At 68.8% G+C, this 12,125-nt stretch carries 9 protein-coding genes and 1 tRNA gene; 3 read left to right on the plus strand and 7 right to left on the minus strand.

The window, feature by feature from the left end; translation table 11 throughout:
• Nucleotides 1-5: 5 nt before the first annotated feature.
• Both MRBLWO13_RS17295 and MRBLWO13_RS17300 read right to left on the minus strand, forming a co-directional pair.
• Nucleotides 6-1,292, minus strand: a complete 1,287-nt coding sequence (locus MRBLWO13_RS17295) for a CDP-glycerol glycerophosphotransferase family protein (protein ID WP_341975325.1) — start codon at nt 1,290-1,292, stop codon at nt 6-8.
• A gap of 71 nt (nt 1,293-1,363) precedes the next feature.
• Nucleotides 1,364-2,641, minus strand: coding sequence for a CDP-glycerol glycerophosphotransferase family protein (locus tag MRBLWO13_RS17300; RefSeq protein WP_341975326.1), 1,278 nt, complete (start codon nt 2,639-2,641; stop codon nt 1,364-1,366).
• A gap of 51 nt (nt 2,642-2,692) precedes the next feature.
• On the opposite strand from MRBLWO13_RS17300, the gene MRBLWO13_RS17305 reads away from it, so the two are divergent.
• On the plus strand, nt 2,693-3,763 hold the full coding sequence (locus tag MRBLWO13_RS17305) for a glycosyltransferase family 2 protein (protein ID WP_341975327.1): 1,071 nt from the start codon (nt 2,693-2,695) through the stop codon (nt 3,761-3,763).
• Nucleotides 3,764-3,775: 12 nt separating this feature from the next.
• Here the strand turns inward: MRBLWO13_RS17305 and MRBLWO13_RS17310 are convergent, their stop codons facing one another.
• The 3 genes from MRBLWO13_RS17310 to MRBLWO13_RS17320 are packed head-to-tail and all read right to left on the minus strand — an operon-like array spanning nt 3,776 to nt 8,128.
• A complete protein-coding gene (locus MRBLWO13_RS17310; protein WP_341975328.1) occupies nt 3,776-5,212 on the minus strand; it encodes a CDP-glycerol glycerophosphotransferase family protein in 1,437 nt (478 codons plus the stop codon).
• The gene (locus tag MRBLWO13_RS17315) at nt 5,209-6,462 is read right to left on the minus strand and encodes a CDP-glycerol glycerophosphotransferase family protein (RefSeq protein WP_341975329.1); all 1,254 of its coding nucleotides are present in this window, start codon (nt 6,460-6,462) and stop codon (nt 5,209-5,211) included. Before MRBLWO13_RS17315 ends, MRBLWO13_RS17310 begins: the two co-directional genes overlap by 4 nt.
• Nucleotides 6,463-6,508: 46 nt before the next feature.
• Nucleotides 6,509-8,128, minus strand: a complete 1,620-nt coding sequence (locus tag MRBLWO13_RS17320) for a trypsin-like peptidase domain-containing protein (RefSeq protein WP_341975330.1) — start codon at nt 8,126-8,128, stop codon at nt 6,509-6,511.
• Nucleotides 8,129-8,228: 100 nt separating this feature from the next.
• Between MRBLWO13_RS17320 and MRBLWO13_RS17325 the strand changes: the two genes are divergently transcribed.
• Complete coding sequence (locus tag MRBLWO13_RS17325; RefSeq protein WP_341975331.1) at nt 8,229-9,431, plus strand: aminotransferase class I/II-fold pyridoxal phosphate-dependent enzyme; 1,203 nt, start codon at nt 8,229-8,231, stop codon at nt 9,429-9,431.
• Nucleotides 9,432-9,586: 155 nt separating this feature from the next.
• Here MRBLWO13_RS17325 and MRBLWO13_RS17330 read toward each other — a convergent pair whose 3' ends face one another.
• Complete coding sequence (locus MRBLWO13_RS17330) at nt 9,587-10,396, minus strand: carbon-nitrogen hydrolase family protein (RefSeq protein ID WP_341975332.1); 810 nt, start codon at nt 10,394-10,396, stop codon at nt 9,587-9,589.
• A gap of 130 nt (nt 10,397-10,526) precedes the next feature.
• On the opposite strand from MRBLWO13_RS17330, the gene MRBLWO13_RS17335 reads away from it, so the two are divergent.
• Nucleotides 10,527-10,600: transfer RNA gene (locus tag MRBLWO13_RS17335), tRNA-Met, on the plus strand.
• Nucleotides 10,601-10,635: 35 nt separating this feature from the next.
• Here MRBLWO13_RS17335 and MRBLWO13_RS17340 read toward each other — a convergent pair.
• Nucleotides 10,636-12,039, minus strand: a complete 1,404-nt coding sequence (locus MRBLWO13_RS17340) for an FAD/NAD(P)-binding protein (protein ID WP_341975333.1) — start codon at nt 12,037-12,039, stop codon at nt 10,636-10,638.
• Nucleotides 12,040-12,125: the final 86 nt, after the last annotated feature.

The raw sequence follows: 12,125 nt of genomic DNA on the forward strand, positions 1-12,125 counted from the left end.
TGCTCCTAGATCTCTTCCTCGTCGGCTTCTTCGTCGTCATCGTCCTCGTCGGAGCGGATGCTGCCCATTTCGTGCTCGTGCCACTCATCCCACTCCTGCATGAGCCGCTCGATCGCACCGTGGAACTTCTCGGAAGCGACTCCTGGCGTGGTGTCGCCGAAGTAATGCTGCACCCACATCTGCAGGCGGGCGATGGCCTCCGCGTCAGCGCCGACCCTCTCCACCTCGGCGACGATGTCGGCAGCGGCATCCGTCGTCAACCATTCGCAGTCGGCGAGGTACCCGGTGGTGTCGACCGAAGCCCGCTCATCTGCGGGGCGGGTGATCATCAGCGGCTTTCCTGCCGCGAGCCGGTCGTAGACCATCGCCGAGATGTCGACGATGGCGACATCGGCGGAGGCGAGCTGCCAGCCGAGATCCGGGCCGTTGTCGTAGACGTGCTGGGCGGTGGCATCCGCGACATTCGCGGCAGCCACTGCCGCGATGATCCGACGATGAGCGGCCCCGTACTCCTCGTCGACCACCCCGCTGCGCGGGTGCGGGCGGTAGATAACCCGATGGGTCCCCGTGGACAGCAGTGCGGTCACCAGCGCTTCGCCGTGGGTCGCGATCGAGCCGTAGTGCGCGCTCGGGCGGTCGCCCTCCCAGGTCGGGGCGTAGAGCACCACGGTGCGCTCGTCGGGGGTGTACGGCAGCGTTCCCGAGTAGTGGTCGGCCTGCGGCCGGCCGATCTCGATCGTCCGCGCATCGATGTCGTAGTTCCACAGTGTGCGGGAGAGCCGGTCACGCGCAGCCTGCCCGGCCACGAAGGCGTAGTCGTAGGCCTTGTACTGGTTCGTGGTCATGTACATCTTGTCGGACTCGCCGTGATTGATGAACACGTGCCAGCGGCGTCCGTACCGGAACATCTGGAAGTTTCGGGTGTTCTGGTTCACGTACAGGACGACGCGGATGTCCTGCTTCGCGATGAACTTCTCCAGGTCGCGCACCGTCGGCACGAAGGTGATCGGCGGGGCGCCCTCCTCCTCGAGCAGCTTTTCCGCACCGGTCGCGTTGCGGGAGATCACGACGACCGGCCAGCGCTTGGCGAGCTCCGCGAGCGGGCGGTACCACTGACGCATCTGGTACATGTTCACCGCACCGTCGGCGAAGTACACCGCCACCTTGAAGTGGGCGACCGGGAGCGGCCCGTCCGTCTGCAGCCGACGCCGCACGCGTTGCACGGCGGATCGCGAGACCAGCGCTCGCCTGAGCAGGCGATATGCCTTCGTCGCATCGGAAACTGCACCCATCCTTCCAGGATACTGAGTCGCCGCCGCCGTCACGGCTCCGCGAGATCACGATGCGGCGGCGACCTCGGGCCTCAGATCTCCGGTTGATCGAGGGCGTCGTCCTCCCCCGCATCCGCCGACGGCTGCAGGAAGTCGCCGTCCAGAGCGTGCCAGCGCTCCCACTCGGCCATCAGCTGCTCGATGGCCGCATGGAACTTCGCCGTCGCGACGCCCTGGCTCGTATCGCCGAAGTAGTGCCGTACCCAGTGCCGCAGCCGCGCAGTGGCCTCTTCGTCAGCCCGGACACGGTCCACCTCGGCGACCACACCGGCGGCCGCATCCGCCGTCAGCCACTCGCAGTCCGAGAGGTAGCCCTCGTCATCGATCCGCGCGAGAGGGTCGACAGGACGAGTGATCAGCAGCGGCTTCCCGATGGCGAGGCGGTCATAGATCATCGCCGAGACGTCGACGATGGCCACGTCGGCCGCCGCAAGCTGCCAACCCACCTCCGGCCCGTCGTCGTGGACGTGGTTGGCGCCCGGATCGGCGGTGTTCGCGGCGGCGATCGCGGCGATGATGCGCGCGCTGGCCGCCCCGTACGCCGGCGCGATCACCCCGCTGCGAGGATGCGGACGGTAGATCACCCTGTGCCGGCCGGTGGCGAGCAGTTCCGCGACGAGTCGCTCACCGTGCGAGATCACGGATCCGTAGCTCATCGACGCACGATCTCCCTCCCACGTCGGGGCGTACAGCACGACGGTGCGCTCGTCCGTCGGGTACGGCGTCGCGGCGAGATAGTGATCGGCCTGTGGCCGCCCGATCTCGAGGGTGCGCTGATCGACGTCGTAGCCCCAGAGGGTGCGCGAGAGCCGATCGCGCGCCGCCTGACCGGCGACCAGCGCGTAGTCGTACGCCTTGAACTGGTTGCTGACCATGTAGACCTTGTCGGATTCGCCGTGGTTGATGAACACATGCCAGCGGCGCCCGTACCGGAACATCTGGAAATTGCGGGTGTTCTGATTCACGTACAGGACGATCCGAATGTCCTGATCGGCGATGTACCGTTCCAGATCGCGGATCTTCGGAACGTATGCGACCGGCAGGACACCGTCGTCGAGAAGCGCTTCGGCGCCGACGGCGGAACGCGACAGCACGACGATCGGCCACCGTTCGGCCAGTTCCGTGAGGGGCCGGTACCACTGCCTGATCTGGTACATGTTCACGGCGGAATCGGCGAAATACACCGCTATCCGGAACTGATTCTCCGCCGGCGGTTCGACCCGGCTCCGCACCCGCTGGGCGGCCGCGCGCGACGCGACCGCGCGACGGATCAGACGGTAGGCCTTCTTCGAGTCTCTGATGACATGCATCCCTCGACGGTAATCAGCGAACCTCCGAGGTCCCCGTGACATGATCGACGGATGCATGACAACGAATCCGCAATGTCGCCGTCCGGCGTCTCGTTCGTCATGCCGGTTCTCAATGAACGCGCCTACCTCGAGCACGCCGTCGCATCCGTGCTCGCGCAGGAGCTCGACGGCCCGGCCGAGCTGGTGCTCGCCCTCGGCCCGTCCACAGACGGCACCACCGAACTCGCCCGAGAGCTCGCCGCCGACGACGATCGCATCCGGCTCGTCGACAACCCCGCCGCGCACATCCCGGTCGGGCTGAACGAGGCCATCCGAGCCAGTCGCTACGCGACGATCATCCGCGTGGATGCGCACTCGGAGCTCTCCCCCGGATACGCCGCTCGCGCGCTGCTCACCCTGGAGCGGACCGGGGCGGCGAACGTCGGCGGCGTCATGCGCGCCGACGGCCGCACCCCGTTCCAGAAGGCCGTCGCCCGTCTGTACAACTCCCCCATCGGCCTCGGTGGCGGTGCCTACCACGGCGGCAGCCACGAGGGCGAAGCCGAGTCCGCCTACCTCGGCGTGATGCGCCGGGAGGTGCTCGAAGAGGTCGGGCTGTTCGATGAAACCGTCCGTCGCGGCGAGGACTGGGAACTCAACCTGCGCATCCGGCAGGCAGGGCATCGCGTCTGGTTCGACCCGGCGCTGTCGGTCACCTACTGGCCTCGCGAGAGCTGGCTGCGCCTGGCGCGGCAGTTCAACGCGACGGGGGCATGGCGAGGCGAGCTGGTGCGGCGCTTCGGACGCCGTAACGGCATCCGCTACTTCGCCCCTCCCGCGCTGGTGGTCCTCATCGCCGTGGCACTGGTGGTCGCCGCGCTGCAGTTGATCGGCGTCATCACCGGTATCGCTTCGGTCATCGCGTCCCTCGTCTACCTACCCCTCGTCGCGTACGTGGTGCTGGTGCTGGGGGTCGCCCTCGCCCCCGGTGGCGGCGGTCTCCGTCAGCGATTGTGGACGCTGCTCGTGCTCCCCACGATGCACATCTCCTGGGGGCTCGGCTTCCTGGGTGGGGTGCTGCGCGGCGCGCGCGACACCGTCGACGCATCGCGCCTCGGAACCCGCAACACCCCGCTGCCGTAGTCACGGCGTAGGTCAGCGGGTCACGAACCCCTGATCGAGGATGCGGGCGACCACGCGCTGTGCGGCATGGCCGTCGTCGCGTGTGTTGAACTGGGCGCGCCAGGCCGCGTAGCGGGACGCGTATGCCGCCTCGTGCCCGGTATCGGCCAGAGCCGCCGTGAGTTCCTCCTGCGTGTGCACCAGCGGACCGGGCGCCCGGTCTGCGAGGTCGAAGTAGAACCCACGCAGCTCGCCGCGGTAGTGGTCGAGATCCGGCACCAGGAAGTACATCGGCTTGCCGGTGACGCTGAAGTCGAACATCACCGAGGAGTAGTCGGTGATCAGACCGTCGGCGGCGAGCAGCAGCTGCGCCGTCTCGGGATAGCCGGTGACGTCGATCACGCGTGCGCCCGCCCGGTCACGGCCCGGCTTCAGTGTGCGCGAGTGCCCGCGGACCAGGACGACCGCGTCGGCCTGCTGGGCAAGCAGCTCGAGGTCGACGAAATCCACGATCTCCGCGCGGTCGTCGCGCCAGGTCGGCGCGTAGAGGAGTACGCGCTCATCGGCCCCGATGCCGAGCGCCGTGCGGACGGCCGCCGTGTCACCCGTGCGGAGCACGTCGTTGCGCGGATAGCCCTCGGTCCAGATCGGTCGCCCGAAGAATGCGTATGCCTTCTTGAGAATACGAGCGGAGTAGGGATTCTGCGCGAGCAGCACGTCCCACCGCCGCGCCTCCTTCACCACCGCAGCCATCCGACGCGGGTCGAACCCGGGTCGGTGCAGCGCCAGGCGCTTGAGCGGGGTGCCGTGCCACGTCTGCAGCACTTTCTGGCCGGGCTTGCGGGCGAATCGGCGACGCAGCCAGTCGTTGACCACCAGGAGCCGCGCCGCAGCCCTCGCCTGCCACCATTCGGGGCTGCCCTCGACGACGGCGATGGCGCCCTCCGGAACAGCGACAGAGAGATCCGTCACGCTCCAGTACCGGCGCACCCCCGGCGCCTGCACGGCGAGCTCCCGGTCGATCGCCTGCGGATTGCAGCCGACGCTCTGTCCGTAGAAGCTCTCGAAGAACACCGCGTTCTCGGTGCCGCCGGTCTGGGCGACATACCGCTCCTCCAGCGTCGACTGCCCGAGGGAGCTCTCGTACACCGGATCCAGCGGCGGCGCGATGCTCACGACGGCGCCGTCGAGCGCGACACGGAGCCGCGGAAGCAGGGTCGATGCGATGGACAACCCGTCGAGGGAAGCCCCGTCGACGCGGAGTTCATACTCTCCAGCGGGCAGGGGAAGTTCCGCTCCACCCCAGCGTGAAGCGCGTAGCGGGAACGTCGCCTTCCACGTCTTCCCTCCGCCCGTGATCCTGGCGTCGACCCGCGCACGGGACCCGACCAGCTCGGCGCGCGCCGGACGCCCGCCTTCACCGGCGATGATCAGCGTCTCCGCCTGCTCATCGATGCGGGCCGTTGTCATGATGCTCCCTTCGGCGCAGGGATACCCCGCGCACGGATTGCCTGGTACACCCGTCGGGTGTTGCGTCCGTCGCGGTACGCGTGCATCTCCGCGCTGAGCGTAGCGGAACGGTCGGACCTCGCGGTGAAGGCTTCCTCATCCGTGAGGAGTCGATCCAACTGCGTGCCCAGCTCGTCCCAGTCCGCCGCGGCGTCGCCACCGGCCACGTCTTCGAAGCGTCCGTAGAACCCACGGGTGCGGGCGTACTCGGCAGCGTCAGGAGCGAGGAACAGCACCGGAATCGCCAGCAGGCCGACATCGAAGGCGAGCGAGGAGTAGTCGGTGATCAGCACGTCGACGGCGGCGAGCGCGGGAGTCACATCGGGCAGATCGCGGGAGCCCAGCAACCGCACCCGTCGACTGGGCAGCGGCGGCGTGTAGCCGCCTTCGCCGAGGGGGTGCGAACGGATCAGCAGCACGGCGTTGCGCTCCTCGAGCAGGCGGATGATCCGCACCCACTCCTCGGCCGTCGGCACCGCCGGGTCGGCCGCACCGTCACGCCAGGTGGGCGCGTACAAGGCCACGCGCGCGCCATCCGGCAGAGCACCGACAGTGTCGGCGAGCAGACGGGATGCCGCCGCGCGACGTTCTGCGTGCGGCCCAGCGGAGAGCACATCCACACGCGGCTCCCCCGTGACGATGATCCGTTCGTCACCGAGGCCGAAGGCCGACTCCAGTCGACCACGTGAGCGATGCGAGGCCGCAGGGAGGACGCGAATGCGCTGGGCCGCAGCCCGGTACAGCACGGCGACCAGGCGCTGCAGCAGCGCCGCTCCCGGCACACGGGGCACCTGCGTCGTCGCCGGGGAATCGAGTCCGATGCGCTTGAGCGGGATGCCGTGCCACAGCTGCACCACGAATGCTCCGGCGACGGCGTAGCGGTTCACGTCACCGAGACCGTGGGTGACCACGAGGACGCCGGCGCGTGCCGTCTCCCACCAGCCCCGCAGACTCCCCTTGCGCGCCGTGCGGATGCCGAGTGCCTCCGCATCCTGCTCTTCACGCTCGGATGCGGTGAGCCAGAGCGTGTCGTGCCCCTCGGTGCGTGCAAGTCGTTGAAGGGCGAGTGCGCCGTCGCCGATTCCGGCTCCGCAGCCGAAGACCCAACGACTCCCGCGCGGGACCAGGAGCGTGCCTATGCGTCCCGCGGCATACACGGGGATCCGGAGCAGCTTGGCCGCATTGCCGGAGCCGAAAGAGAAGGACGCCACTCCGCGAGCCTATCGCGGGGTGGCGTCCTTATCTGTGAACGGCGGGTCAGCCTGCGAGCTCTCCGAGCGTGACCTCGATCTCGTTCTCGCGACCGTCCCGGACGTAGGTGACCGTCGCCGTGCTCCCAGCGGCCGCTGCCCGTACCTGGGCCGTGAGGTCACTCGCGCTGGTGATCGGCACACCGTTGAAGGCGGTGACGATGTCGTCGGCCTTCAGACCACCGGCAGCAGCCGCGCCGCCGCTCGTGACCTCGGCGATGAACGCACCGGCGACCTCCGCGTCCTCGACCGAGGCGGCATCACGCACCGAGGCACCCAGCAGGCCGTGGGTCGCTGAGCCGTTGTCGATGAGCTCCTTCGACACACGATCGGCGATGTTCGACGGGATCGAGAATCCGAGTCCGATCGATCCGGACTCCTCGGAGTTGCCGGAGCTGGCGATCGCGACGTTGATGCCGATCAGCTCGCCCTTGCTGTTGACGAGCGCACCACCCGAGTTGCCGTGGTTGATCGCGGCGTCCGTCTGGATGACGGCGATCGAGATCGACTCGGAGCTCTGCTGCTGACCGGAGCCGGGCATGTCGAACTGGAACGGTCCGCCTTCGCCCTCCTCCTCCGGCGCTTCCTCCTGAGGGGCGTCCTCGCTGGACGAGTCGGGAAGAGCGGATGAGGCGATCTGGATGCTGCGGTTCAGCGCGCTGACGATGCCCGTCGTCACGGAGTTCGACAGCCCCAAGGGGGCGCCGAGGGCGACGGCGGTGTCTCCGACATTGAGTTTCGACGAGTCGGCGAATTCGATCGGCGTGAGGCCCTTCGCGCCCTCGAGCTTGATCACGGCGAGATCGTAGATCGGGTCGGTGCCGACGATCGTGGCATCGTAGATGCGCCCGTCCGAGGTCGTGACGCGGATCGTCGGATCCGCTGCGGCACCGCCGAGCGTGACGACGTGAGTATTCGTCAGAACGTAACCGTCGTCGCTGATGATCACACCGGAGCCGCTGCCGCCCTCGTCGGTTCCCGCCACCTCGATGGTGACGACCGACGGCAGTGCCTTGGCGGCGATCGCCGTCGTCTCGTTGACGGAACCGGGATTGTTCACCGTGACCGTCTCCGGACCGGAGGCGACTCCGCTGGGCGGCGGAGTTCCGACGGCGCTCCAGATCGCACCGCCGCCGAATCCGGCGACGCCGCCGACGAGGGCTGCCGCCACAACGAGCGCTGCGACCTTCACGCCGCTGCGCGGCTTCTGGCCTGTGCCCTTCGCAGTATCTGCGACCGGAACGCCGGACGACGCGTTTCCCGGGACGTCGACGAAGCCGAGCGGCGCAGTGCTCCCCAGCGGGAGCGTCGGCTGCGAGGCACCGACGGGCGTCACCGGGAGTCCGAAGGCCGCACCAGCGGCCGGAGCCGTGTACGGACCTGCTGCCGGGGCGCCAGGTGGTACGACCGGAGCCCCAGGAGGCGTGGCCGACGCGAACGCCGACGGCATTTCGTGTCCCTGGCTCGGCTGTGCCGGTGCAGCGAACGCCGGCACCTCTGCGATCGGCGCGGGGGCGACCGTGGCTTCTCCGGGCGCGGCGCTCCCTGTGGGGTTCGCGGCAGCATCTGCGGCCTGGGCCGGCGGCACAACGGGTGCCGTGTGGTCGTGGGTGTTGTCTTCGTTCATGGTGTGTGCTCCTTCAACAACGCCCCTTCAGAATGAACCCCGTATCTGTGCGTTTCGTATGCTCGGGATGAGTTTCCGCTATGGCCTTAGCCTGTTCTTCATGAGTGACATTCCCGGTGCGTGGCGACGCACGGCAGCAGGGGCCGGCCTGCTCTCGGCCGATGGCGCTGTCGCGCCCACCATCTTCGCAGAGATGTCGGCCGCCGCGGCGAGAACCGGCGCGATCAACCTGGGGCAGGGCTTCCCCGATGAGGACGGCCCGGCTGAGGTGCTGGATGCCGCGCGAGAGGCGATCGCGCGCGGTGCGAATCAGTACCCGCCCGGGCGCGGCATCCCCGACCTGCTGGCCGCGATCAGCGAGCACCAGCAGCGCTTCTACGGGTTGAGTGTGGACCCGGAGCGCGAGGTCATCGTGACGGCAGGCGCGACAGAGGCGCTGACCGCGACGCTGCTCGCTCTCATCGACGGGCCGGACGACGAGGTCGTGGTGTTCGAGCCGTACTACGACTCCTACGCCGCCGCCGTTGCGCTGGCCGGTGCGCGGCTGCGCACGGTGCCGCTGCGCACTCCCGACTTCCAGCCGGATCTGGGTGAGCTCGCGGCATCCGTCAACGACCGCACCCGGATCATCCTGGTGAACGACCCGCACAACCCGACCGGAGCCGTCTTCGGCCCGGAAGTGCTGGCCGAGATCGTGCGCCTCGCGGTGCTGCACGACGCGACCATCGTCACCGACGAGGTCTACGAGCATCTCGCCTTCCACGCGCCGCATACGCCGATCGCGACGCTGCCCGGTGCCGCGGAGCGCACGCTGACGATCTCGTCCGCCGGGAAGACGTTCAACACGACCGGCTGGAAGATCGGGTGGGTTCACGGCCCCGCCGACCTCATCACCGCTGTGCTCACGGTGAAGCAGTACCTCACGTACGTGAACGGCTCGCCGTTCCAGCCCGCGATCGCCGTGGGGCTGCGTCTGCCGGATTCGTACTTCGCGGATGCCGCCGCAGCTCTCACCCGCAAGCACGAGATCCTCGGTGCAGGTCTCCGCGCGGCCGGGTTCTCGGTGCATCCCCCGCGCGGCGGCTACTTCACTGTCGCTGATGCCACTGCGCTCGGCGGGTCGGATGCCGCCGCCTTCTGCCGCGCCCTCCCCGAGCGCGCCGGGGTCGTCGCGATTCCACTCACCTCGTTCGTGTCGGCCCAGCACCAGGCTGATTACGCCGGTTTGGTGCGGTTCGCCGCGTGCAAGCGGGTCGAGGTGCTCGAGGAGGCCGCCTCTCGGCTGGTCGCCTTCGGCGCCTGACACCGTCTTTGGGCGCGGCGCTGCGTGTACCCGCGTGCCACTTGCATGACCGATGCACACATGCAGGTCTGTAGTTCGGCGTGTCGCCCTGCAGGCGTGTTTTCGTCATGCAGGTTGAACGCGCTGACCATGTCGGCGCAGGATCCGCCGCGGGCTCAGCGCGGGATGACCTTGTAGCGGCGCACCCGCAAAGACGGGTTCACGGCGCGCACGCGTTCGATCGCGGCGCGCTCCACGACAGCCGCGGCGATGCCGTCGCCGGTGCCGATCCCGGCGAGCACGACGCCCTGCGGGTCGATGATCTGCGAGTGACCGACGCCGATCGGGGTGGGGTGATCGGCCGCGACGACGTAGGCCGTGTTCTCGATGGCGCGGGCGGCGAGCAGCGTCGTCCAATGGTGCTCCTTGAGCGGGCCACGGACCCACTCCGCGGGCACGACCAGGACGTCGGCACCGGCATCCACCAGGGTGCGCGCCACCTCAGGGAAGCGCAGATCGTAGCAGGTCATCAGCCCGAACCGCAGTCCCCCGACGTCGAATGTCGACGCCTCCCCCACATCGCCCGCCTCGATCCAGTCCGACTCCCGCTGCCCGAACGCGTCGTACAGGTGCTGCTTGCGGTAGACCGCGAGGATGCCGTCTCCCCGCACGGCCACGACGGCATTGCGCACATGCTGCTCGTCGGCCGCCCGTTCGGCGAGACCCGCGACGATGACCACGGCGTACTCGGCCGCAAGCGCGGTCAGCGCGGTCACGAACTCGCCGTCGAGCGGTTCGGCGTTCTCCGCGAGGGTGGCGTCCATCGGGTCGACGAAATAGCTGGAGTACTCCGGGAACACCACCAGCTTCGCTCCGCGCGCGGCGGCATCTGCCGTCAGCGCGGCGATCCGCTCGAGGTTGTCGGCGCGAGATGCCGTCGGCGCGAACTGGCAGACGGCAACGGGCAGTGCGGATGTCTCGGACATGCCCCCATCCTCCCAGCATCCGCCCGCGCTTCAATGACGATTCAGCCGGCGTTGGCGCTTCTGAGACACGCCCGGGGGGTCGCGCTCGATTCGCCGACCCCCGGAATCCGTGATAAGTTACTTCTTGTGCCGCGGGGTGGAGCAGTTCGGTAGCTCGCCGGGCTCATAACCCGGAGGTCGCAGGTTCAAATCCTGTCCCCGCAACAAAAGAAGGCCCGGATCCGCAAGGATCCGGGCCTTCATCTTTCTCTGGAAGCCTCGCCCCGAGCGCGGTCGCTCAGCAGCCCCAGAGCCTGCAGACCCGGCTCCCGGTGCTGTTTCAGTCGGGCTTTCACGGCATCCAGTTCCGCTGACTCGCCGTATCCGGCGGGCACGCGCGCTGGATTCAGCGCCACCCGGTTCGCCCACTCCGAGATGTCGGGTTCCGCCCCGAACGCCTTCGCAGAGCGCGTGCCGAGGATCGTCATCTCGACCCAGTCCGCGAGGGTGCTCGAGTACGGCGAGGGGAGGCAGACGCGGTTCTTCTCGCCGTCGTCGTCACGAGTCGCCTCGACGTAGCCGATCATCGCGGCACCGAAGCACGGGAACCCGGTGCGAGTCGGCTGCGGTCTGATGGCGTCGCCGCCCCAGATCGGCACCAGTGGCCGTCGTCGCAGCCCCTCAGCCGCGCAGTGCACGACGACAGCCTCCCGCTGGACCGCCTCCGTCCCGTCGTCGAACAACAGCCACCCAGGCTCGACCCGCCGCAGGTGCCCTCGGCGCACGACATGCTCGACCGTACGCAGCAGAGTCAGCTCCCACAGGGCGAGGGTCGGCGTTCGCGCCATCGTGGGCAAGACGGAACGATCGATCCGCAGCAGTACCTCGGCATCCTCCAGGCGGAGGAACAGATCGTCGAGTGACGTCGCCAGGCGGGCCGCCTCCATCGTGTCGGCCGCCATCCCCAGCAGGATCGCGGGATCGGGCTGCACCTTCGCGCGATTGAGCATCCACGGATCCCGTGGGCGCACCCAGCAGATCGCTCCGGGGGCAATGCCGCGGCCGAGCAGCCACACGATCGAGTCCGTCGCGGTCTTACCCGAACCGACGATGACGTATTGGTGCTGCGGATGCTCCAGGTCGGGCAGCTCATTGACCAGGATCACCCGGGCGCCCTCCGCGACCTCGAACGGCGGCGGCACCATCGCGGGGATTCTCGGCGCCAGGTAGGTCGCATCCACGATTCGGCAGCGAGACGTCACGGCGAACCCGGGTCCCCCGCCGCCGGAGGAGACTCGGCCGTCGCCGAGGTACGTGCAGCCTCCGAAGAACTCGACTTTGCCGGATGCGAGCATCCGCTCCGCGAGAACGGATGCGTAGTACGCGCAGATCTGATCGCGGTCGGCTCGCTCCTGCAGCCCGGCCTCGGGGCCTTGCGTCTGCAGCCTTCCGCCGCCGAGCAGCGTGGATGCCACGCCGTAGAACATCGAGGCCTGGTGGAGGCGGACGAAGGGGTACGCGTCCAGCCAGTGGCCGCCCGGGGCGTCCCGCTGGTCGACGAGCGCCACCCGCACGTCGGCGTGGTCGATCAGCGCGTCGGTGAAAGCCATGCCGGCCGCTCCGGCGCCCACCACGAGGTAGTCGACATCCAGCGTCCTGGGCATCTTCCCAGTGAAGCACCGGCCGGGTGGCGCGTCCAGAGCATGCGAGACGCGAGTGCAGGACGCAGAATGGGCGCCCCCGGAGGGGC

The organism is Microbacterium sp. LWO13-1.2 (genome assembly GCF_038397725.1).
Taxonomy (GTDB): domain Bacteria; phylum Actinomycetota; class Actinomycetes; order Actinomycetales; family Microbacteriaceae; genus Microbacterium.

Coding starts and splice junctions, on each gene's coding strand:
- MRBLWO13_RS17300 (WP_341975326.1), bottom strand. CDS start 2,641: ATGCATGTCATCAGAGACTCGAAGAAGGCCTACCGTCTGATCCGTCGC.
- MRBLWO13_RS17310 (WP_341975328.1), bottom strand. CDS start 5,212: ATGACAACGGCCCGCATCGATGAGCAGGCGGAGACGCTGATCATCGCC.
- MRBLWO13_RS17320 (WP_341975330.1), bottom strand. CDS start 8,128: ATGAACGAAGACAACACCCACGACCACACGGCACCCGTTGTGCCGCCG.
- MRBLWO13_RS17330 (WP_341975332.1), bottom strand. CDS start 10,396: ATGTCCGAGACATCCGCACTGCCCGTTGCCGTCTGCCAGTTCGCGCCG.
- MRBLWO13_RS17305 (WP_341975327.1), top strand. CDS start 2,693: ATGCATGACAACGAATCCGCAATGTCGCCGTCCGGCGTCTCGTTCGTC.
- MRBLWO13_RS17295 (WP_341975325.1), bottom strand. CDS start 1,292: ATGGGTGCAGTTTCCGATGCGACGAAGGCATATCGCCTGCTCAGGCGA.
- MRBLWO13_RS17340 (WP_341975333.1), bottom strand. CDS start 12,039: ATGCCCAGGACGCTGGATGTCGACTACCTCGTGGTGGGCGCCGGAGCG.
- MRBLWO13_RS17325 (WP_341975331.1), top strand. CDS start 8,229: ATGAGTGACATTCCCGGTGCGTGGCGACGCACGGCAGCAGGGGCCGGC.